The sequence below is a fragment of the Actinomyces sp. W5033 genome, assembly GCF_051303165.1.
This window is the reverse complement of record NZ_JBPPGD010000006.1, coordinates 45680-70794: the sequence shown is the minus strand read 5'-3', so window position 1 is coordinate 70794 and position 25115 is coordinate 45680. Positions and strand designations below refer to the sequence as shown.

Sequence of the window (25115 nt, the reverse complement as noted above, 5' to 3'; positions counted from 1 at the left end):
GCTCACGGCGGACCAGCCCCGTCCACCCGAGGAGAGTCATGATTCACGACGTCGTCATCGTCGGCTCCGGCCCAGCCGGCTACACCGCAGCGATCTATGCCGCTCGAGCCCAGCTCAAGCCGGTCATCCTGGGCGGCTCCGTCACCTCCGGCGGAGCCCTCATGAACACCACTGAGGTCGAGAACTACCCCGGCTTCGTCGATGGCGTCATGGGCCCCGAGCTTATGACCCAGATGCAGGAGCAGGCTGAGCGCCTGGGCGCCGAGCTGCGCTACGAGGACGTCGTGTCCATGGACCTGACCGGCGACATCAAGCGGATCACCACCGACGACGAGGTCTACGAGGCCCGCACCGTCATCATCTCGACCGGCTCTGAGTACCGCAAGCTCGGTCTTGAGCACGAGGACCGCCTCTCCGGCCACGGCGTGTCCTACTGCGCCACCTGCGACGGCTTCTTCTTCAAGGACCGGCCGATCGTCGTCGTCGGCGGCGGCGACTCCGCCATGGAGGAGGCCACCTACCTCAGCCGCTTCGGCAGCTCGGTGACGGTGGTGCACCGACGCGACCAGCTGCGTGCCTCCGCGGCGATGGCGGAGCGGGCGATGAACGACCCGAAGATCCGCTTTGCGTGGAACTCCATCGTGACGGCGCTCCACGGGCAGGACGCGCTCGAGTCCGTCACGCTCACGGACACGGTCACCGGTGAGCAGCGCCAGATTCCGGCCGCCGGCCTCTTCGTCGCCGTCGGGCAGATCCCGCGCTCCGAGCTCGTGCGCGACGTGCTCGACCTCGACGAGGCCGGTTACATTCAGGTGGCCTCCCCGAGCCAGCGCACCAAGGTCCCTGGCGTCTTCGCCTGTGGCGACGTCGCCGACCCCACCTACCAGCAGGCGATCACCGCGGCCGGCTCCGGCTGCCGTGCCGCGCTCGACGCCCAGGAGTACCTGGCGGCACTGTCCGTCTGAGCACCCAGAACCTCGGGACTTAGGCCCTATGTCCTGTGGGGCTGAGGCTGTGTCCGGGGGTCAAGACCTGGGGCCCGAGGTCATGTGCCTCGTCGGCGCCCCCGGGTCGTTGTCCCGGGCCCGGCACCGGGTGGTGACCTGGTCCTGGCCTCAGCCCCGCTTATCGGCGCCAGCCCACCCCCGGCAGCGGCCCCTTCGGCAGCGGCCCAACCTCAGCCCCGTCCCTGGGGCTGGCACCTCAGTGCCGACCACACACCAGCCAGCCCGAGCGCCTCGCGTCAGCGCCCACCTCGGTCCCGGGCGCCGTCGTCGGCCCCGCGACCTCCGGCCCTTCGTCCCAGTTCTCTTCGTCCTAGTCCCAGCAACAGCCCGTCGTAGCACCGATATCCACTCGCCATGATCACAGGAGATCCCCATGTCCTCTGTCTCGCCCGTCACCGACTCCACCTTCGCCACTGAGGTCCTGGCCTCCGACGTCCCGGTGGTTATCGACTTCTGGGCCGGGTGGTGCGGACCCTGCCGTCAGATGGCCCCCGTCGTGGACGAGATCGCCGTGGAGATGGCCGGCAAGGTCAAGTTCGTCAAGGTCGATGTCGACGAGAACCCGGCCACCACACGGTCCTTCGGCATCCGCTCGATCCCGGCTTTCGCCGTCGTGCGTGACGGTGAGGTCTTCCACCAGTTCGCGGGCTCGCGCCCCAAGGTGGCGTTCCGCACCGAGATCGAGCGCGTTCTTCCCTGACGGGCCGATCGCCGGTGCGCACCGTTGGACCAGTGCCCGTTCCTTGGGCGCTGTGGGTCCGCATGGCGACCACCGGTAGTGTGAGTGCCAGGACCACAGCACACTCCTGACGAAGGCGGGCACATGCAGTTCATCTCGACGCGCGGCGGCATGGAACCGGTCGGCTTCGCCGACGTCCTGCTCACCGGGCTGGCTCCCGATGGCGGCCTGGCGGTCCCGGACACCGTTCCCGCCCTGTCCAGCGTTGACCTCGAGGCGCTGCGCCCCCTGCCCTACGCCGACCTCGCAGCCCGGGTCATCGGCCTGTGGGCCACCGACATCCCTGAGGCGGACCTGCTCAGCCTCACCCGGGCCGCCTACGGCCAGGACAGGTTCCCTCGGACGGTCGTGCCCGTCACCGGCCTGGACCAGGTGGCCGATGGGCTCATCCTCGTCGGTCTGTCCGAAGGCCCGACGATGGCCTTCAAGGACCTCGCCATGCAGTTCCTCGGTCAGGCGATTCCCTACGTCCTGCGTCGGCAGGGGCGTGTGCTCAACATCCTGGGCGCGACGAGCGGGGACACCGGTTCCGCGGCAGAGCACGCGTTCAAGGGCCAGAACGGAGTCAGCGTCTTCATGCTGTCGCCGGCTGGACGCATGAGCGAGGTGCAGCGCGCTCAGATGTACTCCCTCGCGGACGCCAACATCCACAACATCGCGGTGGAGGGCGTGTTCGACGACTGCCAGAACCTCGTCAAGGCAGTCAACGCGGACCAGGACTTCAAGCGCCGCTACGCCATTGGCGCGGTCAACTCCATCAACTTCGGGCGCATCGCGGCTCAGATCGTCTACTACGTCTGGTCGTGGCTCAGGGTGACGGACGAGCTTCCTGTTGCAGAGCGTGCCACCTACCGCGTGGACGTGACGGTGCCCTCGGGCAACTTCGGCAACATCTACGCCGGGCACCTTGCCCGGGAGATGGGTCTGCCACTGCGTCGGCTCATCCTGGCGACGAACGAGAACAACGTGCTGGACGAGTTCTTCCGCACCGGCGTGTACGCCCCGCGTCCCAGCAGCGCCACACTCGCCACCTCCAGCCCGTCGATGGACATCTCCAAGGCCTCCAACCTTGAGCGTTTCCTGTGGGCGCTGCTCGGGCCTGGGGCCTTCGCACAGGCTTGGCAGAGGCTGGAGGAAGACGGCCGGACCGACCTGTCCGAGCACGTGTCCACGATGCGCGAGCGCTACGGCTTCATCTCAGCCTCGTCTTCCCACGCGGACCGGCTCACCGCGATCCGGCTCGTCCACGCGATGACCGGCAGGCTCATCGACCCCCACACCGCTGACGGCGTGACGGTGGCCCTGCAGCTGATGCAGCCCGGCTTCCCGACTCTCGTGATGGAGACCGCCAAGGCGGCCAAGTTCGGCGAGACGGTCGCCGAGGCTCTGGGCTCCGCCCCTGCTCCGGACGCCGAGCTCCGGGCTCTCCTGGAGGCCGAGCAGCACGTCGAGACAATTGCTAACGACCTCGCGGCGCTCCGCGCGCTCATCGAGAAGGACGCTGTGCTTCCCGCCGAGTCCTGAGGCGGGTGTTCCCAGCACCTCGGTGCCTCAGGAAGAACTTGACGTGAGAGCCGTCGGTGCCTGAGGTCTGGCAGGCGCACAATGTACCGGAGCCTCGGCTCAAACCTCGGTCTGAAGCCACTGGCGCCTCGACGGAGACCCGCCCCCCATCGGAACCGCGTCAGCGATCGAGGACTCTGTTTCACGTGAAACACTCTGGCCTCGCTCTGGTAGCACTCGTTTCCCGGTTGAGAGCGCCGTAGCACGACGCTTGCGACCAACGCCGCCACGCGTGACGACAGTGCGTCCTCGCGCCCCTCCTTACACGTTGGGCGGAGGTGCAACGTGGCCACGTGAGGGGTGCGGGGGCACACGCAACCGTCGCCCTCGTGGGGCGTGAGCGCACCCTCGCCCCGGCCGACATCGGGGGTGACATCTGGACCTTGTTGCCGTGCAAGAGCCGGCAGTCCATCGCCATCTCGATATGGCGGGTGACACGCCGCCATTCGCACCGTCCTACCGCCCAGGAAGACCATGCCGGCCCTCATCCTCGCTGACCCTCATGCTGTGCTCCGTCCCTGCGTCTTGAGGTATCACTGGCTGGTGCCTCCGGGTTGGTGCCTCCGGGTTGGTGCCTCCGGGTTGGTGCCCTCGGTTGGTGCCACCGGGTCGGTACCTCCGGGTCGGTGCCACCCGGTCGCTCTAACCCAACGCCCAGGAGCATCACATGAGCGCGCCTCCACCATCTGCGGCGTAGGTGCGCCTCGCCGCCACCCAGGCGGAGGAGTGCCCACATCAGTGCCGCCCAGACACTCGTCGCCCGCATGGGCTACCACGCCGCACATGATCGGGGCCTTCACCGGAGGCTGGGCACTGGCAGGCGTCAGAAGTGCCGCATGACGATCAGTTCCACGCGGCGCCATGTTTCACGTGAAACACTCCCTCATCTGAGGCAGCATCCATCCCTGTCACGAAGACAACCGGCTCACGAAGACAACCAACGCGGCGTCTAACCTCGCTCCCGGCTCGGACCTACCTGCCGCTGCCATCCACGGCGCCTGCGCACGGCGCCGGCAAGAGAACCACCTGCACTCCTGACGAACCGTAGCGTCCACCGTCCGACCCTTGCCGCGGCAAGGTGTGGCGGCGTTCTCGTCAGCACCCGGACTTCCCTCGCCTTAGTGGCAAACTTGTCCTCGCGGTGCGGAGGGTCCCGCCGAGCAAGGAGCCGATCGTGAGTGATGCGAACCAGGTCAAGGGCAACCGACTTGATCCGTGGCTGGACAGCTACGCCGCACGTGCCCACGGACTGCGCGCCTCTGAGACCCGCTCACTCTTCGCCGTCGCCTCTCGCCCCGAGGTTGTCTCGCTGGCCGGAGGTATGCCAAATCTCAAGGACCTTCCTCTCGATGCACTCGCCGAGGCGACAGCGCAGATGATCCGTAAGGACGGCGGTAGGGCCTTGCAGTACGGCAACGGCCAGGGGCTACCAGCGCTGCGCGAGAAGATTCCCGAGATCATGGCTCTCGAAGGGATCGACGCCGACCCTGAGGACGTCATCATCACGACGGGGTCTCAGCAGGCCGTTGACATCATCACCGAGCTCTTCATCGACCCAGGAGATGTCATCCTTGCCGAGGCACCCACATACGTCGGATCGCTGTCGATCTTCGCCACCTACCAGGCCGATGTCCAGCAGGTTGCCATTGATGCCGATGGGGTGGTCCCGGAGGCACTGGAGGACCGGATCATCCAGCTTGAGCGCGAAGGCAGGAGCATCAAGTTCTTCTACTGCCTGCCGAACTTCCACAACCCGGCTGGTGTCACCCTCTCGGAGGAGCGCAGGCCTCAGGTCATCGACATCTGCCGTCGGCACCACATCCTCATCGTCGAGGACAACCCTTACGGACTGCTCGGCTTCGAGGGCCAGACCTACACGGCACTCAAGACGCTCGCTCCCAACGACGTCGTGTACCTCGGTTCCTTCTCCAAGATCTTCGCTCCGGGGTACCGAGTCGGCTGGGCTGTGGCCCCGGCCGCCGTCAGGGAGAAGATGAAGCTGGCCTCGGAAGCCGCCATCCTCTGCCCCTCCTCAGTCGGCCAGTACTCCATCGCGATGTATCTCGACAACTTCGACTGGCAGCAACAGATCAAGTACTTCCGGGTGATGTACCGGGGACGGCGAGACGCGATGGTCTCTGCCCTTGATGAGTTCATGCCTCAGTGCACGTGGAACGTGCCCGACGGCGGGTTTTACGTTTGGGTTGGTTTGCCCGACGGACTCGACGCGAAGGACATGCTTCCCCGCGCCGTCACCAACCTCGTTGCCTACGTCTCCGGAACAGCTTTCTATGCCGGTGGTCGATCCGGCCGCGACCACATGAGGTTGTCGTTCTGCTATCCCGAGCCTGTAGAGATCCGCGAGGGTGTCCGACGCCTGTCGGAAGTCGTCAGCCGTGACCTGGAGCTGCGCGACCTCTTTGGCCCCACATCGTCCCGCCCCGTCGAGGGCATCGTCGCCCCGGCACCCGACCAGATCTGAGGAACACGCCATGTCGATCCCGACGTCAGAGCCCCTGCGCATCGCCATTCTTGCCGGTGGTCTCAGCCACGAACGCGACGTGTCGCTGCGTTCGGGCCACCGCGTGGCCCAGGTTCTCAAGCACCTTGGCCACACCGTTCTCATCCTCGACGTCGATGCCCGAATGATCGCCTCCCTACGGGCATTCGGACCCGACGTCGTGTGGCCGCTCGTTCATGGCTCCCACGGTGAGGACGGCGGCCTGCAGAACATCCTCATCGCCCTGGGACTTCCCTACGTCGGCACGCACTCAGATGGCTGCCAGCGTGCCTCCTTCAAGCCGACCGCCAAGGCGACAGTCCGTACCGGCGGGGTGCTCACACCCGACTCGGTGACGCTACCCAAGTCCTACTTCTCCCAGCTCGGGGCACAGGAGGTTCTTGGCGTCGTTTCTGGTCATCTCGGTCTTCCGGTCGTCGTCAAGCCCAACCAGGGCGGATCAGGCCTTGGAGTGTCCCTCGTGACCAACGCCGATGAGCTTCGTCAGGCCATGGTCGGCTGCTTTGCCTATGACGAGCGTGCCCTCATCGAGTCCTACGTTCCCGGCAGGGAGATCGCGGTCTCCATCGTCGATGTCGGCAACGGTCCTCGCCCGCTTCCGCCCGTCGAGGTGGTCACGGAGGGGCAGTACGACTTCGACGCACGCTACAACCCCGGACGCTCTGAGTACTTCGCTCCCGCACGGCTGACAGGTGCAGAGACCACGCTCGTGCAGGAGACGGCACTTCGGGTCCACAGGACGCTCGGTCTCGGCAACATCTCCCGCACCGACCTGATCCTGGCCGAGGACGGCACACCCTGGTTCATTGATGTCAATGTGGTACCGGGGATGACGGAGACATCTCTGTTCCCACTTGCTGCTGAGGCCGACGGCGATCTCCCGTCAATCTACGAGGCTCTTGTCAGGAACCCTCTCGTACGGGCGTGAGGCAACTCGTGCTCGTGTGAGGCAACGCGACCAGTGGGTGGGTCTTGCGTGTTTCACGTGAAACACGCAAGACCCACCCTCATATGTAGCGACGGACTCGCGCAGAGAGACCTCCCGACAGCCATGCGACGCCTAGCCCGCTGCCACCGAACGCAGCCTCAGCACACCGCTGCCAGCGCACACCGCGACCGCGAAGGCCGTCTTGTGCCCGATGGACGTTCCTACCGCATCGCGACCGCCCTGAGGACTTGACGTCACCGTTGACGCACACGGCGCCAAACTCACACACCGCTCACACACGCGGGCGGAGGTCACGCGCCCCTTGACGTGCCACGGCGGTGCGGCCTCCGTGAACGCACAGGCCTGTCCGTCACCTGAGCTCGAACCGCCAGCCGTACCGGCCACCACTGCGCAGCACCCGCGGCCACCCGGACCAACCGGCAGCCATCAACAGCACCCCACCGACCCGAAACCCCGAACGAAGCACGTCGTGCGTGTCGTCGCACAGGACGAGGAGCCCGCAGCCGCACACCGCCGTCCCCACCGCAGCACGGTTCGCCGGCTCCGCAACCATTGTCAGGTGCGAGACCTCAGTCCTCCGACAGCGATGTACCAGGCGCCAGAGCCTCAATGAGTCGCGCAAGATCCTCATCTCCTGCGAACTCGATGGTGATCTTGCCCTTCTTGGCGCCTCGCGTCACCTTGACCCGGGTGTCAAAAGCGTCAGACAGACGTGTGGAGAGCGCGGGGAGCGTGGTGCTGCGCGTACGCAGCACCGGGGCGCGGACCTCAGGCTCATCATGGAGTGCGACCAGCTCCTCGACCGCACGCACAGACAGTCCCTCGGCGACGATCCTCTGCGCCAGCCGCTCCATCGCCGAGGCGTCCGGAAGCCCCAGGAGAGCGCGCGCGTGCCCGGCCGACAGGACGCCCGCTGCGAGACGCCGCTGCACAAGTGCAGGCAGCTTGAGCAGACGCAAGGTGTTGGAGATCTGGGAACGAGACCTCGCGATGCGTTGGGACAACTCCGCGTGGGTACAGCTGAAGTCCTCAAGGAGCTGTTGATACGCCGCGGCCTCCTCAAGGGGGTTGAGCTGCACGCGGTGCAGGTTCTCCAGCAGGGCATCACGCAGAAGGTCCTCATCATCCGTGTACCGGACCACGGCCGGGATTGAGGTGAGGCCGGCGACCTTGGCCGCCCTCAGACGGCGCTCACCCATGATGAGCTCGTAGGTGGTCGAGCCGTCATCACCGTCAACACGGCGGACGACGACCGGCTGGAGCAGTCCGACCTCCTCGATGGAGGCAGCCAGCTCCGCAATGTCATCGTCATCGAAGACCTGCCGCGGCTGACGCGGGTTGGGAACGATCATCTCGACGGGAAGGTCGGCAAAGGTGGCGCCCGGAACTGGGATCAGTCCCTCGTCCTCCCCGGAGGCTGGCGACGCTGCTGCGACCACCACTGGTGTTTCACGTGAAACCGCTCCGTTACTCTCACCAGGGGAGGTGAGGTCGGTCGTGTTCTCACGTGACGCAGCCCCGGCGCTCACCGAGCGGGACGAACCCGCAGACGTGGTTTCACGTGAAACACCAGCCGCACTGCTGTGACTCACTCCCGCACTCGGCACGGTTTCACGTGAAACCGTTGTCTCAGGCGTACGGGCCGGCCTCTTTGTGGCTGCACGGGCCCGCTTTGAGGGCTCCATCAGCACCTCGGCGATCTCCGCTGCACGTGACGACCCCTCGTAACCACGTACCGCGTCAGTGCCACGACCACTGGACGGAAAGAAGACATCCGTTGGACGGCTCGACGGGTTCTCTGCCTGCGCCTCGGGAATCAGTGCCTGGAGGCCCCGTCCCAGACCGCGCTTCTTCTGTGCCATCAGGCCTCCTCGATGTCACTGTGCCCATTGGTGCCGCGCTGGGCGATCTCTTGGGCGAGCTGCTTGTACGCTACCGCCCCTGTTGAGCGCGGGTCCCAGAACACCACAGGGGAGCCGAATGACGGAGCCTCCGCCACACGGACCGAACGAGGGACCCTCGTCTGGAGGGTGGCCGACGGGAAGTACGTGCGGACCTCAGCCTCAACCTCACGGGCCAGGGTGGTGCGCTGGTCAAACATGGTGAGCACGATCATCGACACCCGCAGTGCCGGGTTGTGAATCTCCGCGATGCGGTCCACTGAACGGGTGAGCAGGGCAAGGCCTTCCAGGGCGTAGTACTCGGCCTGCATCGGTATGAGGACCTCACCTGCCGCAACGAAGGCGTTGATCGTCATGATGCCCAGGCTCGGAGGGCAGTCGATGAAGACGTAGTCAATGCGTGGCAGACCGAGGTCAGCACGGCTGAGCAGGTACTCGCGCAGTGCCAGCCTGAGGCGTGACTCGCGCTGAGCAGCGTTGATGAGCTCAATCTCAACCGCGGCCGCGTCGATGGAGGCGGGAACGCACCACAAGGTAGGAGCGAACCGCGTCTGGCTGACAACGTCCTGGATCCGCGCACCCTCAACGAGCACGTCGTAGATCGACGCCGTCTCCTCATCGTGGTCCACACCCAGAGCGGTTGAGGCGTTGCCCTGAGAGTCCGCGTCGATGACGAGTACGTGCAGACCCACCTCCGCAAGAGCCGCTGCCACATTGACGGCCGTCGAGGTCTTACCGACCCCACCCTTCTGATTGGCGACGGCGATGACCCGGGTCTGCTCGGGACGCGGGAAGCCGCCGACCGCGATGTCCTCAAGGGCAGCGTGGTCGGCCTGGAGCTGGTCGAAGATGGAACCTGGCAAACCTGTACTCCTCGGGCGACGTCCTGCAGGGGATCCTGCCGGGCACCTCAGTCTATGTGAGGGCACGGACGTCAGACCCAGGCCTGTGGACAGCCAGGGCCGTCCCCAGGGGCTAAGGTTCCGATGTCGCCCGACCGGTCCGTGGTGCCCTCCAGGCGGGCCGTCCCACGGACAGCGGTACCGGACAGGTGCCTCCCCGGGGACGTGCCGCCAGCGCACCACCACTTAAGGACGGCTTCAGAGCCGTCACGTGACTTCCGGGGACGTGCCGCCCTCCGACCGCACGCTCGGCGGCAACCGCCCCGGCTGCCTCAGCACCGGTCCGTCACACTCCGGCCGCGCGGTGCCCAGCCGTGCCAGGTCCCGGTCCCAGCCGCGCCCGGTCCCAGCTCAGCGCCTGGGCCGGCGGACCTCGACGATCTTGGTGAGCTCGTCACCGGGGGTGATGACCTCGTGAATGACGGCGGGCTCGAGCTTGGCCTTCTTGATGACGTACCGGGCGTCCTCAACCTCCGCCTCAGCCCTGGCCCCCTTGAGCGCCAGGAGGCTGCCCCCCTGGCGCAGCAGGGGAGCAGTGAGCCGCACCAGCCGGGAGAGGTTGGCGACGGCGCGCGCGGTGACGACGTCATAGCGCTCGCGCACCTCCTCCGCCCGGGCCCTGACGATCTGGACGTTGTCGAGGTCAAGCTCTGAGACGACGTCGGACAGCCAGTCCACCCGACGCTCCATCGTCTCAATGAGGGTGACATCCAGATCTGGGCGCAGCAACGCCACAACGACCCCGGGGAAACCGGCCCCCGAACCGACGTCCGCCACCGTGCCCCGTCCGGGCAGAAAAGGCACGACCGCGGCGGAGTTGACGATGTGACGGGTCCACAGGCGAGGCATCTCCCGAGGACCCACCAGCCCGCGCAGCTCGCCCTGGTCCTGGAGCATGTGAGCGAAGTGCTCCGCGCCGGAGAAGGCGACGCCGAACAGCTCGCGCACCTCCTCGCTGGGCTCCTCCACCACGCAGGACTCGCGGGCGCCACCGTCCTCACCGGGCACCGCCGCCTCCTGCCTGTCCTCAGCCGTCATCTCGTCACCCACGGTGTGCCCCACGCTGGCCCTCAGGCCTCGTCAGTGTCCTCGTCGGGGGCGTCGTCACCCTCCACCTCGTCGCCCTCCACCTCGTCGGCGGGCAGGACGACCACCCTGCGGTGGGGCTCGGCGCCCTCGGACTCCGAGACCAGCCCGGCAGCCGCGACGACGTCGTGGCATACCTTGCGCTCAAAGGGGTTCATCGGCTCGAGGGCGACCGTCTCACCGGTGGCCTGAACCCGACGGACCGCCTCCTGTGCGACCGCGGTCAGCTCCTCGCGGCGCGCGGCCCGGTAACCGTTGATGTCGAGCATGAGGCGCGAGCGGTTGCCCGTGCGCGCCTGGACGGCCAGGCGCGTGAGCTCCTGGACCGCCTCGAGCACCTCGCCCTCCTCACCGACGAGATCGGCCAGCTCGCGCTCGTCGCCCTCCTCGGAGGCCACGATGGCGATCGAGGCGCGACCGTGGTCGATGTCGATGTCGATGTCGCCACCGAGGTCTGCGATGTCGAGCAGCTCCTCGAGGTAGTCGGCGCCGACCTCACCCTCCTCCTCGAGGCGCTTGACGGTGCTGGACACGGCGGTGTTGTCAGTCATGGGATCTTCCGTTCTGTCAGGTGCGGACCGCGTGGCGTCGGTGTCGCCGCCCCGCGGAGGTCGTGGACAAGGCCCGGCGCGGCCTCAGCGGCGGCGCTTCTTGCTGCTGTTCTTGCGCTGCTGGCGCTGGCGGGCGCGCTTCTCGTAGCGGCGGCGCGCGATCTCCTCAGGCGTGAGGCCGACGATGTTCGTCTCGATCTCCTCGATGGCGGCCTCCTCATCGGCGGTGAAGCCCTCGACCACCCCGCCGACCTCGTCCTCACGCTGCTCCTCGGGGGCCGTGGGCACAGCGGAGCCCGCCTTGCGCTTCTGACGGTCCTTGCGGACCGGCTGCACGCGCTGACGGCGCTGACCCGCCTGCTCGGCGAGCTCGGCGGCGCGCTGGGCGGCCTCCTCCTCCTCGAGCGTGGGCAGGCCCTTGGCTGCGCGCCGGGCGTTGACGCGCGCACGGTGCTTCTTCTCCGCCTCCGAGCCGGGGGCCGGCATGTTGCGGATGGTGAAGAACTGCTGGCCCATGGTCCACAGGTTCGTCGTCACCCAGTACACCAGGACGCCGATCTGGAACTGCACGCCCGTGAAGGCGAAGAAGATCGGCATGATCGTCATCATCATGCGCTGCGAGCGCATCATGGGGTTGTCCGAGTTCTTGGCGGACTCCGGCATGTTCTTCATGCTCAGCTGCGCCATGGTGTACCACTGGGTGGCCGACATGATGATGATCATGACGACGGTGACGACCTTGGTGGTCATGTCATCAGAGTTCATGAAGGAGGCGGACAGCGGCGCGCCGAAGACGCTTGAGGCCTGAACGTCCGCCGCCAGCTGGGCGGTGAGCGGGCCGATGGAGTCGTGGTTGGCGTAGGTGCCCTGGGCGACCGCCTCGAGGGAGGCCAGCACCCTAAAGAGCGCGAAGAACACCGGCATCTGCACGAGCAGCGGCAGGCAGGAGGAGAAGGGGTTCGTCCCGTGCTTGGCGTACAGCGCCATGGTCTCCTCCTGCATCTTCTGCCGGGAGGCCGGGTCCTTCTTGTCCTTGTACTTGGCCTGGAGCGCCTGGAGCTCGGGCTGCATGAGCTGCATACCGCGGCTGGCGCGGATCTGCTTGACGAACAGCGGCATGATGAGCAGTCGCACGACCATGGTCAGGCCGATGATCGACAGGACCCAGGCAACACCGGGGCCGTCGGGCATACCGATGAAGGTCAGGGCCTTGTGGATGTAGACCATGACCCAGGCAACGACCACCTTCAGGGGCCAGAGCATCGTGTCCATTGCACTCCTTGCTGTGCGTGCGGGGCCGGGGCCCCGCGGGCCGGAGCTTCCGGCCGGGTCCCGCGCGGGTCAGGGCGTGGCCGTCTCCGGGCGGGGAACGTCATGGGGGTAGTGGTAGCGCCACTGGCCCACGTCCGGGACGTGGTCGACGCCGCCGCGGGTGAAGGGGTTGCAGCGCAGGATCCGCCAGGTGGCCAGAACAACGCCCTTGAGCGGGCCGTGGATCCTGACAGCCTGGACCGCGTAGGCGGAGCAGGTGGGGTAGTAGCGGCAGCGCCGTGGCAGCCCGGGCGAGATCCACTGCTGGTAGAACCGCACAGGAGCGAGCACGAGCCGTGCGAACATGCCCCCGCGGTCCTCACCGGACTGTGAGCCGTGCGCCTGAGCTGGTCGTGTCACGAGGATCCCACCGTCCTCACCGTCGCCGCCCCTGCCGCGCACGCGCGAGGTGGCGGTCAAGGTCGGCACCCAGCTCGGCACTCGTGGCGCCGTCGGCCCCGGCCAGTCCCCTGACCACCACACGCGCACCGGGCTCGAGGTGCCTCACGCGCTCGCTCATGAGCGCGCGCACCCGGCGCTTGATGCGGTTGCGGTGGGTGGCCCGGGCCACCTGCTTCTTAGGCACGACGATGCCGACGAGTGCCGGGGACGTGTCCCCGGTCTCGCCGGCTCGGTAGTGGACGACAAGCCTTGGGCTCCCGCTGCGCGCACCCGTCCTCACTGCGGCGGTGAAGTCCTCACCCCGCAGCATCCGGTGCGCGGCCGGGAGCACCTCAGGCAGCGAGACGTGCGCGGCCCTTGCGGCGGCGCGAGGCGAGGACGGCGCGGCCGGCGCGGGTGCTCATGCGCTTGCGGAAGCCGTGCACCTTGGCGCGACGACGGTTGTTCGGCTGGAAGGTCCGCTTGCTCACGGGTGTACTCCTGGTCGGATGATTGGAACCGTGCGTCACGGGGTTCGCGGCACGGTCGCTCGCGCTGGCAGCCCCATGGACCGGGACGTGACTCCACGCGAACGTCCGCACCACAGTACGGGCGTGGCTGAGTCAGGGTCAAACGCATGATTGCGCTCAAAGGTGAGAAACCCGCCACTTCGTGCGGGTGGACGACGGTGCCCACCACCTGCCCGCCAACGCCCCCGGGCTTGTCCACCGGGTGTGGGAAAAGGTTGTCAGACCTTGTGGAGTCCGGCTGTCCGCACCCTCGTGCGCCACCCCCTGTGACAGCCGTGTCCTGGCGGGCCACGTCCTGCTCCCGTTCTCCCCACATGTGGACAACTCTGTGGAGAACTACCATGATGACAGCTCCGGCCACCCCGCCGGACCCACCCACCCGACGCGAGCACCCGCAGGCGTCCCGAGCCCGGAGGAGGGCACCGTGCCCGACCAGACCACCGACCTGTGGGCCTCAGCGGTCGATCACCTGGCTGCGGCCGGCACGATGGGCACGGGCAAGGTGGCCATGCTGCGCATGACCAACGTCCTCGACGTCGATGACACCCTCGTCGTCGTCGTCGGCTCCACCTTCGCCCGCGACACCTTCGAGAAGGACCGGGCAACGATCTCCGCCGCGCTGGCCGCCGTCGCCGACCGCCAGATGCCCTTCGAGATCATCGTCGATCCCTCCCTCGAGGCCGCGCCCTCACCGCTCCAGCGCGAGCCACGTCCCGCCCCGCGCACCGCGCCCGCCGCCCCGGTGGGCGCACCAGCAGGCCCGACCGCGGACGCCCCCACGCCGCCCGCGCCGCCGTCTGCCCGCCCCACGTCCGGCCTGCGCTCGTCGCCGCAGCCGACCGTCACGCCCGAGCAGCGTCACACCAGCCCGGACCACTCCCGCCTCAACCCTCACTACACCTTCGACACCTACGTCACCGGTGGCTCCAACCGCTTCGCCAACGCCGCCTCCCTCGCCGTCGCCGAGGCCCCGGGCACCGGCTACAACCCCCTGTTCATCTACGGGGGGTCCGGGCTGGGCAAGACCCACCTGCTGCACGCGATCGGCAACTACGCCCGTGAGCTGCGCCCGACGACGCACGTCAAGTACGTCTCCAGCGAGGAGTTCGTCTCCGACTTCATCGACTCGGTGCAGGTCGGGCGCATGAGCTCCTTCAAGGACCGCTACCGCGGCGTGGACATCCTCCTGCTCGACGACATCCAGTTCCTCAGTGGCAAGGAGTCCACGCTCGAGGAGTTCTTCCACACCTTCAATGCCCTGCGCCTGGACAACAAGCAGATCGTCCTGACCTCTGACCAGCCCCCCAAGGAGCTCAAGGGCTTCGAGGACCGGCTCATCTCGCGCTTCACCGAGGGGCTGACCGCGGACGTGCAGCCGCCGGACCTCGAGACCCGCCTGGCGATCCTCGCCCGCCGTGCCCGTGACGAGGGCCAGGATGTGCCCGTCGAGGTTCAGGAGTACATCGCCTCGCGAGTGACCACGAACATCCGCGAGCTCGAGGGCGCGCTCATCCGCGTCACCGCCTTCGCCTCCCTGACCAAGCAGCCCATCGACCTGACTCTGGCGGAGATGGTGCTCAAGGACATCATCTCCGACCCCGCCGGGGAGCAGATCACGGCGGCACTCATCATGGCGCAGACGGCGGACTACTTCGGCATGACCATCGACGACCTGTGCGGCAAGGTCCGCACCAAGACCTTCGTGCACGCCCGCCACGTGGCCATGTACCTGTGCCGCGAGCTCACCGACCTGTCCCTGCCACAGATCGGCCGCGAGTTCGGCAAGGACCACACCACCGTCATCAACGCCAACCGCAAGATCGTCGAGCAGATGTCCGAGCGGCGCTCGACCTACAACGAGGTCATGGAGCTCACCAGCCGGGTCAAGCAGGCCGCTCTGACCGCTCGACGCTGACCACCCGGTCCTGTGGACAAGCTGGGCAGCCGGCTGGGACACACCCCCCGTCGGGCTGTGGACCGCGGCCACGGTCCTGGGGACGCGCCTACGGGCTGACCCCCTGCGTCCACCGCAGCGGCCAGGAGCCCACGAAGTCACCCCCGTGTGATTCCACAGCGCAGGACCTCACGCTGCGGGGCCGAAACCCGGTTCTCCCCAGGATCCACATGTCCTATTACGTCTGCTCACCTCTCTCACACGACGCACCCCCTGCCTGCCCGCACGTGCTCCCACCCGGGCGCCCACGCTCGTAGGTACGTCTAGAATCCGGGTGGATCGTCCTGACCGCAGGACCACAGCACCGTCGCGGACGCCACCGCGCGGGGCACGCCAGCAGAAGGAGCACACCGTGAAGCTCAGGGTTGACCGCGACGTCCTCGCCGAGGCCGTGACCTGGACCGCCCGCTCCGTCCCGGCCCGCCCGCCCGTTCCCGTGCTCGCCGGGGTCAGGCTCGAGGCCCAGGGCGCCAGCCTCGTCCTGGCCTCCTTCGACTACGAGGTCTCAGCCCGATGCGAGGTCCCCGCCGACATCGAGCAGGAGGGCGTCGTCCTCGTCTCCGGCCGCCTGCTGGCTGACATCGCCAAGGCCCTTCCCTCCAAGCCCGTCGATCTCGAGGTCGAGGGCACCAAGGTGATGGTCTCCTGCGGCTCCTCCCGCTTCTCCCTGGCCGCCATGGCCGCCGACGACTACCCGGCCCTGCCCGTCATGCCCAGCGCCGCCGGCACGGTTGACGCCCACGACCTGGCCCAGGCGGTCGCCCAGGTGTCCGTCGCCGCCTCCCGTGACGAGACCCTGCCGCTGCTCACGAGCGTGCAGATGGAGGTTGACGGCGACGCCCTGACCCTCATGGCCACGGACCGCTACCGCCTGGCCGTGCGCGAGATGACCTGGAAGAGCGGCGACTCCACGCTCAACACCCACGCGCTGCTCAAGGCCCGCACGCTGTCCGACGTCGCCAAGTCCCTCACCTCCACGGGCGAGGTCACCATCTCCCTCACCGAGCCCGGATCGACCACCTCCAGCCTCATTGGCTTCGAGGCCGCAGGACGCCGCACGACGAGCCTGCTCACCGACGGCGACTACCCGCCGGTGCTGCGCCTGTTCCCCGAGACGACGACGATCCACGCGACGGTCGGCCGCGAGGAGCTCATGGGCGCGGTGCGGCGCGTGAGCCTCGTCGCCGACCGCTCCACCCCCATCCACATGACCTTCACCCAGGGCAACCTGTCCCTGGACGCCGGCAGCGTCGAGGACGCGCAGGCCTCCGAGCAGCTCGTTGCCCACCTCGAGGGCGAGGACATCACGACGGCCTTCAACCCGGGCTACCTGCTCGACGGCCTGGGCGCTATCACCCAGCCCTACGTCACCCTCGACTTCACCCACGCCTCCAAGCCCGCCGTGCTCACCGGCGTGGACTCCATCGGCGGGCAGCCGGACACGTCCTTCCGCTACCTCATCATGCCGATCCGTTTCGGCGCCTGAACGGCGTGTACGTCTCGGACCTCGCACTCGACGACTTCCGCTCCTACGAGCACCTCGTCGTCTCCCTCGAGCCGGGCACGACGACCTTCGTCGGGCCCAACGGCCAGGGCAAGACCAACCTCGTCGAGGCCGTGGGCTACCTGGCCACGCTCTCCAGCCACCGGGTCGGCAGCGAGTCGGCACTCGTGCGCCGCGCCGCCCCCGGGCAGGAGCAGCCCGGGGGCGCCGTCGTGCGCGCGAAGGTGGTCCACGGCGACAGGCCGACGGTCCTGGAGGTGGAGATCGTCTCGGGCAGGGCCAACCGCGCCCGGCTCAACCGGGGCCAGACCCGGCCGCGCGAGCTGCTCGGGGTCCTTCGCACCGTGGCCTTCACGCCTGAGGACCTCGCTCTCGTGCGCGAGGAGCCGGTGGTACGACGCCGTTTCCTCGATGAGCTCGCCGTCACCCTGCGCCCCGCCCTGGCCGGGGTGCGGGCCGAGCACGAGCGGATCCTGGCCCAGCGTGCCAGCCTGCTCAAGGCGGCGCGGGCGGCCCGGGGGGCGAGCGCCTCAATGATGACGAGCCTGGAGGTGTGGGACACCCAGCTGGCCTCGGCCGCTGCCCGTCTCATCGCGGCGCGGGTCGGCGCCGTCACCCGTCTGCGCGACTGGGTGGCCTCGTGCTACGCCACCGTCAGCGGGGCCCAGTCCCAGGCACAGGTGGCGTACCGCTCGAGCCTGCTGCTGCGCGAGGGGGTGGCGCAGCCCGACCCGCGCCGAGGCTCAGGCTGGTTGAAGCAGGAGCACGGGCTGCTCGACGTCGAGGCGGTGACCTCCCGTCTCATCGCGGCCATGACGGACCTGCGCCCGCAGGAGATCGAGCGCGGGACGAACCTCGTGGGCGCGCACCGCGACGACCTGGCCCTCTTCCTCGGGGACCTGCCGACCAAGGGCTTCGCCTCCCACGGTGAGCAGTGGTCCATGGCCCTGGCCCTCAGGCTCGCCTCCTACGAGATGCTGCGCCACGACGTTGACGCCTTCGGAGGCGACGGCGAGCCCGTGCTCATCCTCGACGACGTCTTCGCCTCACTGGACTCCCGGCGCCGGCGGGCCCTGACGGGCGTCGTCGCCGGGGCCCAGCAGGCCCTCGTGACGGCGGCCGTTGACGAGGACGTGCCGGCCGGACTGGCCGGCGCACGCTTCCGGGTCGAGGCCTCGACGCTGACGGCGGTTGCCTGAGATGGCCGACTCCACGGCCGGCCGCCAGCGGCCCGACGCCCCCGCAGCCGGGCACCCGCACGAGGAGGACGACGCCCTGGCGCTGCAGGTGCTCGCCCGCGCCCAGGCCCACGCCTGGGGCGCGGGCGACGAGCGGGCGCGGCTGGCACGCACCCCGGCCGGTGAGGACGGGCTGGCGGCCTGGGACGCGCCGCGTCGCCGTCGGGCTGAGACAGACGGGCAGCACGACGACGAGGACCGAGGACCTGGGCTGGCCCGGGGCCGTGACCGGCCGGGCCCCACCCGCTTCGACCCGCGTCCGGGGGGCCGTGAGCTGGGTGACGCCTTCACCGAGCGCGGCTGGGCGGGCAAGCTCGCCATGGCCCAGCTGGCCGTGGCCTGGCCGCGGCTCGTCGGCGAGCGTGTGGCTGGTCACACGCGGGTGGTCGCCTTCGAGGTGGGCCGTCTGGACGTGCAGGCGAGCTCGACGGCATGGGCCCAGCAGCTGCGCTTGCTCATGCCCTCGATCCAGCGGCAGGTCGCCGCCGAGATGGAGCGGATCACGGCTGCCGGCCGGGGTCCCGGGGGCCGGCGACGCGTGGAGGTGCCGACGGTCGAGGTGCGTGTGCTGGGGCCCACGGGCCCGACGTGGGGCCACGGGCGCTTCGGCTCGGCCCGTGGGGGACGGGGTCCGCGCGACACCTACGGCTGACAGCCGGTGCCGACGGCGTGCGGGAGGTGAGACTGCCCACGCTGTGCAGGGGCCCCCACGGCGGGGTCAGGAGGGTGCGTCACGATAGAATCGGTCTGGAATTGCCCATAGTGCGCCTGGGGTGCCCGGCAGGTACCCACCTACACGACGCGGCCCCGGACCCGGAATCGGCCGTCTGGGGGACCAGGTCCCATCCGGCGCACACAACGAGGAGCACCTGACACGTGTCTGACCAGGACCAGCCTGTGACCACCGGCGCCGAGAGCCCGGCCGGGACCCGCCCCGTCGGCCAGGGCAGCGCCGACTACGGCGCCAGCGACATCACCGTCCTTGAGGGCCTGGAGGCGGTGCGCAAGCGACCGGGCATGTACATCGGCTCCACCGGCGAGCGCGGCCTGCACCACCTCGTCTACGAGGTCGTGGACAACGCCGTGGATGAGGCCCTGGCGGGCTACTGCGACCACATCGAGGTCACGATCCAGGACGACGGCGGCCTGAGGGTGGTGGACAACGGCCGCGGCATCCCGGTGGACGAGCACCCCACCGAGCACCGTCCCACCGTCGAGGTCGTCATGACGATCCTGCACGCCGGCGGCAAGTTCGGTGGCGGCGGCTACGCCGTCTCCGGTGGCCTGCACGGCGTGGGCATCAGCGTCGTCAACGCCCTGTCCACGCGGGTGGACACCGAGATCCGACGCCAGGGCCACGTGTGGCGCATGAGCTTCGGCGACGGCGGCCACCCGGTGACCGAGCTCGTCAAGGGTGAGGCCACCGAGGCGACCGGCACCACCCAGACCTTCTACCCGGACCCGGAGATCTTCGAGACCGTCGAGTTCGACTACGAGACCCTGCGCCGCCGCTTCCAGCAGATGGCCTTCCTCAACAAGGGCCTGCGCATCACCCTGACCGACGAGCGTGAGGGGGTCACCGACGAGGGCGATGAGATCACCGGGGACGAGATGGGCCCGGCCGATGACCCGGTCAAGGGCCACCGTCAGGTGACCTACTGCTACGCCAACGGCTTGCACGACTACGTCGCCTTCCTCAACAAGGCGAAGAAGGTGGAGGTCGTCCACCCCGAGATCATCGACTTCGAGGCCGAGCAGCAGCTCGACGAGCTGCGCGGCATCAGCCTCGAGATCGCCATGCAGTGGACCAGCGCCTACTCCGAGTCGGTGCACACCTACGCCAACACGATCAACACGACCGAGGGCGGCACGCACGAGGAGGGCTTCCGCACGGCGCTGACCACCCTCGTCAACCGCTACGGCCGTGACAAGGGCCTCATCAAGGACAAGGACGACAACCTCACCGGTGACGACATCCGCGAGGGCCTGACCGCCGTCATCTCCGTCAAGCTCTCCGAGCCCCAGTTCGAGGGCCAGACGAAGACCAAGCTCGGCAACACCGAGGCCCGCACCTTTGTCCTGCAGACCGTCAGCTCACGGCTGGGGGACTGGTTCGACTCCCACCCCGCCGAGGCCAAGGCGATCATCTCCAAGGCCATGCAGGCCGCGGCCGCCCGGGTGGCGGCCCGCAAGGCACGCGAGGCCACCCGGCGCAAGGGCGTCCTGGAGTCCGCCTCGATGCCAGGCAAGCTGCGCGACTGCTCGAGCCGCGACGCCTCCCAGTGCGAGATCTTCATCGTCGAGGGCGACTCCGCCGGGGGCTCCGCCGTCGGCGGCCGCGACCCCGAGCACCAGGCGATCATGCCGATCCGCGGCAAGATCCTCAACGTCGAGAAGGCCCGTCTCGACCGTGCCCTGTCCTCGGACACGATCCGCTCACTCATCACCGCCTTCGGCACCGGCATCGGCGAGGACTTCGACATCTCCCGGCTGCGCTACGGCAAGATCGTCATCATGGCTGACGCCGACGTGGACGGCCAGCACATCGCCACCCTCCTGCTCACACTGCTCTTCCGCTACATGCGCCCCCTCATTGAGCAGGGCCACACCTACATCGCCATGCCGCCCCTGTACCGCCTCAAGTGGTCCAACGCGGAGCACGAGTTCGCCTACTCCGACGCCGAGCGCGACCACCTGCTGCGCGCAGGCGCCGAGGCCGGGCGCCGCCTGCCCAAGGAGGGCGGCATCCAGCGCTACAAGGGCCTGGGCGAGATGAACGACCACGAGCTGTGGGAGACGACGATGGACCCGGCCACGCGCATCCTCAAGAAGGTCACCCTCGACGAGGCCGCCGACGCCGACGAGACCTTCTCGATCCTCATGGGCGACGACGTCGAGCAGCGCCGCTCCTTCATCCAGCGCAACGCCGCCGACGTCCGCTTCCTCGACATCTGACCCGTCGGCCGACGCCGGCAGCAAAGGAAACCAGCCACCGTGAGTGACGAGACCACCAACCTCCCCGTCGAGGAGCGGACCCACGACCGCGTCCAGCCGGTCGATCTCCAGATGGAGATGCAGCGCTCCTACCTCGACTACGCGATGAGCGTCATCGTCGGGCGCGCCCTGCCCGACGTGCGCGACGGCCTCAAGCCCGTCCACCGCCGTGTCCTGTACGCCATGTACGACGGCGGCTACCGCCCCACCTCCTCCTTCTCCAAGTCCTCGCGCGTCGTCGGCGAGGTCATGGGCAACTACCACCCGCACGGTGACGCGGCGATCTACGACGCCCTGGCCCGCCTCGTGCAGTGGTGGTCTCTGCGCTACCCGCTGGTGGCCGGGCAGGGCAACTTCGGCACCCCGGGCAACCTGGGGCCGGCCGCCCCCCGCTACACCGAGTGCAAGATGGCGCCGCTGGCCATGGAGATGGTCCGCGACATCGACGAGGAGAGCGTCGACTTCCAGGACAACTACGACGGCAAGAACCAGGAGCCGACGATCCTGCCGGCCCGCTTCCCGAACCTGCTGGTCAACGGCTCCGAGGGCATCGCCGTCGGCATGGCCACCCGGATCCCGCCGCACAACCTGCGCGAGGTGGCCGACGGCGTCCAGTGGTTCCTCGACCACCCGCAGGCCTCCCGTGAGGAGCTGCTCGAGGCGCTTATCAAGCGCATTCCCGGACCCGACTTCCCCACCGGCGCCACCATCCTGGGCCGGCGTGGCATCGAGGACGCCTACCGCACCGGGCGCGGCTCGATCACGCAGCGCGCGGTCGTGAGCGTCGAGGAGATCCAGGGGCGCCAGTGCCTCGTGGTCACCGAGCTGCCCTACCAGGTCAACCCGGACAACCTGGCGGACAAGATCGCCCAGCTCGTGCGCGACGGCCAGATCACCGGCATCGCCGACATCCGTGACGAGACCAGTGGCCGCACGGGCCAGCGGCTCGTCATCGTGCTCAAGCGCGACGCCGTCGCCAAAGTGGTCCTCAACAACCTGTACAAGCGCACGCCACTGCAGGACAACTTCCCGGCGAACATGCTCGCCCTCGTGGACGGCGTGCCGCGCACACTGAGCCTGGACGGCTTCGTGCGCCACTGGGTGGCCCACCAGATTGACGTCATCGTGCGCCGCTCCCGCTTCCGCCTGCGCAAGGCCGAGGAGCGTCTGCACGTGCTCGCCGGCCTGCTCAAGGCCATCGACGCGCTCGACGCCGTCATCTCCCTCATCCGCCGCTCGCCGACGGCCGACGAGGCCCGCACGGGCCTCATGGGGCTGCTGGGCGTGGACGAGGTCCAGGCCGACGCCATCCTGTCCCTCCAGCTGCGCCGCCTGGCCGCCCTCGAGCGCCTCAAGATCCAGCAGGAGGCCGACGAGCTCCAGGCCCGGGTGGACGACCTCAGGCAGGTCATCGCCTCCCCCGAGCGCCAGCGCGCCATCGTCTCTGCCGAGCTGGCGGAGATCGTCGAGAAGTACGGCGACGAGCGCCGCACGAGGATCGTGCCCTTCGACGGCGAGATGAGCATGGAGGACCTCATCCCGGAGGAGGAGGTCGTCGTGACGATCACCCGCTCCGGCTACGCCAAGCGCACGCGCACCGACCATTACCGCTCGCAGCACCGCGGCGGCAAGGGGGTCAAGGGTGCGGCCCTGCGTGAGGACGACGTCGTCGACCACTTCTTCGTCACCACCACCCACCACTGGCTGCTGTTCTTCACGAACCTGGGGCGCGTCTACCGCGCCAAGGGCTACGAGCTGCCGGAGGGCGGGCGCGACGCCAAGGGGCAGCACGTGGCCAACCTGCTCGCCTTCCAGCGGGGCGAGGAGATCGCCCAGGTGATGGAGCTGAGGGACTACGAGCAGGCGGACTACCTTGTGCTCGCCACACGCCGTGGCCGGGTCAAGAAGACGCGCCTGACGGACTACGACTCCCCGCGCTCGGCCGGCCTCATCGCCATCAACCTGCGCGAGGACGAGGACGGGCAGACGGACGAGCTCGTCTCGGCGAGCCTGCTGAGCGAGGGCCAGGACCTGCTGCTCGTCTCGCGCCACGGCCAGTCCACGCGCTTCACGGCCAGTGAGGACGAGCTGCGCACGATGGGCCGTGCGACCAGTGGTGTCACGGGCATGCGATTCCGCGGGGACGACTCGCTGCTGGCGATGGACGTCGTGGATCCGGGGTGGACGGACGCGGACCTGTTCGTCGTCACCGAGGGCGGTTTCGCCAAGCGCACGAACGTCCAGGAGTACCCGACCAAGCACCGTGGCGGCCTGGGGGTCAAGGTCGCCAACCTCGTCGAGGAGCGCGGGGACCTCGTGGGCGCGTTGGTGACGGCACCGACCGATGAGGTCATGTGCATCATGGCCTCCGGCAAGGTGGTGCGCTCGGCGGTCGCGGAGGTCTCAGTCACCGGCCGCAACACGCAGGGTGTCACCTTCGCCAAGCCCGAGGACGGTGACCGCATCATCGCGGTGGCCCGCAACGCTGAGCGCGAGCTCGACGGGGACGAGCCCACCGCTGACAGCGCTGCCACCGCCGACGAGGCAGAGGCGGTAGCGTTGGCCGACGACGACAGTGAGGAGCAGGCATGAGCGAGCCCGTCACCCACCCGCCCGTGAGCGGAGACATGAGTGCTGACGCCCCGGCGTCGGTCGAGCAGCCACAGGCACCGGAGGAGGCGAGGGCGGGGACCGTCGTCGGTCCGCGCCGCGTGCGCCTGGCGCTGACGAGCGTCAACGCCCTGTCGGTCATGAAGGTCTCCTTCCTGCTGTCCGTGGCCACCGGCATCATGCTTGTCATCGCCGCCGCCCTCGTGTGGTTCATGCTCGACCGGATGCACGTGTTCTCCACGATCCAGGACCTCGTGGGCACGATGTTCGACTCGAAGTCCAACGCCTTCACGGCGCTGGTGGAGTACATGCGCTTCTCCCGCGCGATCTCCATGGCGACGATCATCGCGGTGCTCAACATCATCCTGTCCACGGCGCTGTCCACGATCGGGGCGCTGCTGTACAACGTCACCGCCACGCTCGTGGGTGGGGTCCATCTCACACTGGCGGACGAGTGATCTGATTTGGTCGCTCAGGACCGGCTGGGTTAGTCTCATCCGGTCGCACGGGCCTATAGCTCAGTTGGTTAGAGCGCATCCCTGATAAGGATGAGGTCGCTGGTTCGAGTCCAGCTAGGCCCACCACCCGCGGTGGAACGATGAGGAGGGTTCACATGAACCGGATGATCATCTCAGCCGCGGTTTTCTCATGCCTGGGGGTCCTCGCCTACGCGACCTGGTTCCGGTATGAGTCCGAGCGCGTTGAGCGCTCCGGCTGGGTCGAGGTCGCTGACCCGTCCTGAGCCCAGGGGGCCATGGCGCAATTGGTAGCGCACCTGCTTTGCAAGCAGGGGGTTACGGGTTCGAGTCCCGTTGGCTCCACCACCGCGGCGCAGCCGTGCAGGCCCACCTACCAGTCCACCCACCGCCGGTGCGAGGTGGGCGCCTGTGCCCGTCACCCGTCGTGAGCCCCGGCCATGACCTCCCTCAAGCGAGACCTCCACTGACGAGGCGCTCGCCAGGTGCTGCTGTGGGCTCGGCACGCGCCGTCGCGCCGTCGGCACACGCCTCGCAGGCACCAGCCGCCACCCCTGCGGGAGCCGTGCTGTTCGTACACGGTTGTCCTGTCAGGCGTGCGCGCCACCGTCCCGGGACGCCCGGCCTGCGTTGTCCCCTGCTGGAGCCACAGCCATGCGCCCGGCCGCCCACAGGCGGTGAGCAGGCCCTGTCCCCAGCCGGTGGACAAGCGTGTGGATAACCGCCGCCTCAGGCTGGCGCCAGGCCAACGTTCTCCCCACCTGTGCGCAGCGCTGTGGAGAACTACGTCCATGTGCTTCCACACCCTGATCCACAGGTGTGGAGGAATGACAGGCATGTGCTTCCCCAGAACCCACAGGCGAGAGAAAACCTGTGGACAGATGTGCACCCGGACCTG

At 68.5% G+C, this 25115-nt stretch carries 21 protein-coding genes and 2 tRNA genes; 15 read left to right on the top strand and 8 right to left on the bottom strand.

Annotated elements, in window-relative coordinates; genetic code table 11:
- Positions 1-38 precede the first annotated feature (38 nt).
- The 5 genes from trxB to ACSJJR_RS05500 all read left to right on the top strand — a co-directional run bounded on the left by trxB (position 39) and on the right by ACSJJR_RS05500 (position 6758).
- Positions 39-965 carry a thioredoxin-disulfide reductase gene (trxB, locus tag ACSJJR_RS05520; RefSeq protein WP_435942532.1) on the top strand — a complete coding sequence of 309 codons (927 nt, stop codon included), beginning with the start codon at positions 39-41 and terminating at the stop codon, positions 963-965.
- Positions 966-1380: 415 nt separating this feature from the next.
- Positions 1381-1707: a thioredoxin gene (trxA, locus tag ACSJJR_RS05515; RefSeq protein ID WP_435942531.1), complete on the top strand. Its 327-nt coding sequence runs from the start codon at positions 1381-1383 to the stop codon at positions 1705-1707.
- Positions 1708-1830: 123 nt separating this feature from the next.
- Entirely contained in the window at positions 1831-3270 is a 1440-nt protein-coding gene (thrC, locus tag ACSJJR_RS05510; RefSeq protein WP_435942529.1) for a threonine synthase, read from the top strand.
- Between the two features lie 1210 nt (positions 3271-4480).
- A complete protein-coding gene (locus ACSJJR_RS05505) occupies positions 4481-5791 on the top strand; it encodes a PLP-dependent aminotransferase family protein (protein ID WP_435942670.1) in 1311 nt (436 codons plus the stop codon).
- A gap of 10 nt (positions 5792-5801) precedes the next feature.
- Positions 5802-6758, top strand: coding sequence for a D-alanine--D-alanine ligase family protein (locus tag ACSJJR_RS05500; protein ID WP_435942528.1), 957 nt, complete (start codon positions 5802-5804; stop codon positions 6756-6758).
- Between the two features lie 590 nt (positions 6759-7348).
- On the opposite strand, the gene ACSJJR_RS05495 is transcribed toward ACSJJR_RS05500, so the two are convergent.
- From ACSJJR_RS05495 to rpmH, 8 genes are all read right to left on the bottom strand, one after another.
- Positions 7349-8641 carry a ParB/RepB/Spo0J family partition protein gene (locus tag ACSJJR_RS05495; RefSeq protein ID WP_435942526.1) on the bottom strand — a complete coding sequence of 431 codons (1293 nt, stop codon included), beginning with the start codon at positions 8639-8641 and terminating at the stop codon, positions 7349-7351.
- Positions 8641-9543 (bottom strand): ParA family protein, encoded by a 903-nt coding sequence (locus ACSJJR_RS05490; protein WP_435942525.1) that lies wholly within the window; start codon positions 9541-9543, stop codon positions 8641-8643. The genes ACSJJR_RS05495 and ACSJJR_RS05490 overlap by 1 nt, the downstream gene beginning before the upstream one ends.
- Before the next feature lie 390 nt (positions 9544-9933).
- A complete protein-coding gene (rsmG, locus tag ACSJJR_RS05485; RefSeq protein ID WP_435942523.1) occupies positions 9934-10620 on the bottom strand; it encodes a 16S rRNA (guanine(527)-N(7))-methyltransferase RsmG in 687 nt (228 codons plus the stop codon).
- Positions 10621-10652: 32 nt separating this feature from the next.
- The gene (locus ACSJJR_RS05480; RefSeq protein WP_435942521.1) at positions 10653-11219 is read right to left on the bottom strand and encodes a protein jag; all 567 of its coding nucleotides are present in this window, start codon (positions 11217-11219) and stop codon (positions 10653-10655) included.
- 84 nt (positions 11220-11303) lie between these two features.
- Entirely contained in the window at positions 11304-12491 is a 1188-nt protein-coding gene (yidC, locus tag ACSJJR_RS05475; RefSeq protein WP_435942520.1) for a membrane protein insertase YidC, read from the bottom strand.
- 69 nt (positions 12492-12560) lie between these two features.
- Positions 12561-12836, bottom strand: coding sequence for a membrane protein insertion efficiency factor YidD (gene yidD / locus ACSJJR_RS05470; RefSeq protein ID WP_435942669.1), 276 nt, complete (start codon positions 12834-12836; stop codon positions 12561-12563).
- A 70-nt stretch (positions 12837-12906) separates the two neighbouring features.
- A complete protein-coding gene (gene rnpA, locus ACSJJR_RS05465) occupies positions 12907-13263 on the bottom strand; it encodes a ribonuclease P protein component (RefSeq protein ID WP_435942519.1) in 357 nt (118 codons plus the stop codon).
- A 1-nt stretch (position 13264) separates the two neighbouring features.
- On the bottom strand, positions 13265-13402 hold the full coding sequence (rpmH, locus tag ACSJJR_RS05460) for a 50S ribosomal protein L34 (RefSeq protein WP_017177846.1): 138 nt from the start codon (positions 13400-13402) through the stop codon (positions 13265-13267).
- Positions 13403-13865: 463 nt separating this feature from the next.
- On the opposite strand from rpmH, the gene dnaA reads away from it, so the two are divergent.
- From dnaA to ACSJJR_RS05410, 10 genes are all read left to right on the top strand, one after another.
- Positions 13866-15356, top strand: coding sequence for a chromosomal replication initiator protein DnaA (gene dnaA / locus ACSJJR_RS05455; protein WP_435942517.1), 1491 nt, complete (start codon positions 13866-13868; stop codon positions 15354-15356).
- Between the two features lie 391 nt (positions 15357-15747).
- Positions 15748-16881 carry a DNA polymerase III subunit beta gene (gene dnaN, locus ACSJJR_RS05450; protein ID WP_435942516.1) on the top strand — a complete coding sequence of 378 codons (1134 nt, stop codon included), beginning with the start codon at positions 15748-15750 and terminating at the stop codon, positions 16879-16881.
- A 5-nt stretch (positions 16882-16886) separates the two neighbouring features.
- The gene (gene recF, locus ACSJJR_RS05445; RefSeq protein ID WP_435942514.1) at positions 16887-18098 is read left to right on the top strand and encodes a DNA replication/repair protein RecF; all 1212 of its coding nucleotides are present in this window, start codon (positions 16887-16889) and stop codon (positions 18096-18098) included.
- Position 18099: 1 nt separating this feature from the next.
- Positions 18100-18789, top strand: coding sequence for a DUF721 domain-containing protein (locus ACSJJR_RS05440; protein WP_435942512.1), 690 nt, complete (start codon positions 18100-18102; stop codon positions 18787-18789).
- A gap of 245 nt (positions 18790-19034) precedes the next feature.
- Complete coding sequence (gene gyrB, locus ACSJJR_RS05435) at positions 19035-21092, top strand: DNA topoisomerase (ATP-hydrolyzing) subunit B (RefSeq protein ID WP_435942668.1); 2058 nt, start codon at positions 19035-19037, stop codon at positions 21090-21092.
- A gap of 39 nt (positions 21093-21131) precedes the next feature.
- The gene (gyrA, locus tag ACSJJR_RS05430) at positions 21132-23723 is read left to right on the top strand and encodes a DNA gyrase subunit A (RefSeq protein WP_435942510.1); all 2592 of its coding nucleotides are present in this window, start codon (positions 21132-21134) and stop codon (positions 23721-23723) included.
- Positions 23720-24199, top strand: a complete 480-nt coding sequence (locus ACSJJR_RS05425) for a DUF3566 domain-containing protein (protein WP_435942508.1) — start codon at positions 23720-23722, stop codon at positions 24197-24199. Before gyrA ends, ACSJJR_RS05425 begins: the two co-directional genes overlap by 4 nt.
- A 49-nt stretch (positions 24200-24248) precedes the next feature.
- Positions 24249-24325 (top strand) — tRNA-Ile (locus ACSJJR_RS05420).
- A 29-nt stretch (positions 24326-24354) separates the two neighbouring features.
- Positions 24355-24483 carry a hypothetical protein gene (locus tag ACSJJR_RS05415; protein ID WP_435942506.1) on the top strand — a complete coding sequence of 43 codons (129 nt, stop codon included), beginning with the start codon at positions 24355-24357 and terminating at the stop codon, positions 24481-24483.
- 6 nt (positions 24484-24489) lie between these two features.
- Positions 24490-24565, top strand: a tRNA-Ala gene (locus tag ACSJJR_RS05410).
- Positions 24566-25115 lie beyond the last annotated feature (550 nt).

What these genes read in the sequence shown, in the direction of transcription:
- ACSJJR_RS05495 (WP_435942526.1), bottom strand. Translation starts at nt 8,641, where the DNA reads ATGGCACAGAAGAAGCGCGGTCTGGGACGGGGCCTCCAGGCACTGATT.
- ACSJJR_RS05500 (WP_435942528.1), top strand. Translation starts at nt 5,802, where the DNA reads ATGTCGATCCCGACGTCAGAGCCCCTGCGCATCGCCATTCTTGCCGGT.
- trxA (WP_435942531.1), top strand. Translation starts at nt 1,381, where the DNA reads ATGTCCTCTGTCTCGCCCGTCACCGACTCCACCTTCGCCACTGAGGTC.
- ACSJJR_RS05425 (WP_435942508.1), top strand. Translation starts at nt 23,720, where the DNA reads ATGAGCGAGCCCGTCACCCACCCGCCCGTGAGCGGAGACATGAGTGCT.
- rsmG (WP_435942523.1), bottom strand. Translation starts at nt 10,620, where the DNA reads ATGACGGCTGAGGACAGGCAGGAGGCGGCGGTGCCCGGTGAGGACGGT.
- thrC (WP_435942529.1), top strand. Translation starts at nt 1,831, where the DNA reads ATGCAGTTCATCTCGACGCGCGGCGGCATGGAACCGGTCGGCTTCGCC.
- ACSJJR_RS05440 (WP_435942512.1), top strand. Translation starts at nt 18,100, where the DNA reads ATGGCCGACTCCACGGCCGGCCGCCAGCGGCCCGACGCCCCCGCAGCC.
- trxB (WP_435942532.1), top strand. Translation starts at nt 39, where the DNA reads ATGATTCACGACGTCGTCATCGTCGGCTCCGGCCCAGCCGGCTACACC.
- ACSJJR_RS05415 (WP_435942506.1), top strand. Translation starts at nt 24,355, where the DNA reads ATGAACCGGATGATCATCTCAGCCGCGGTTTTCTCATGCCTGGGGGTC.
- yidC (WP_435942520.1), bottom strand. Translation starts at nt 12,491, where the DNA reads ATGGACACGATGCTCTGGCCCCTGAAGGTGGTCGTTGCCTGGGTCATG.
- ACSJJR_RS05480 (WP_435942521.1), bottom strand. Translation starts at nt 11,219, where the DNA reads ATGACTGACAACACCGCCGTGTCCAGCACCGTCAAGCGCCTCGAGGAG.
- yidD (WP_435942669.1), bottom strand. Translation starts at nt 12,836, where the DNA reads ATGTTCGCACGGCTCGTGCTCGCTCCTGTGCGGTTCTACCAGCAGTGG.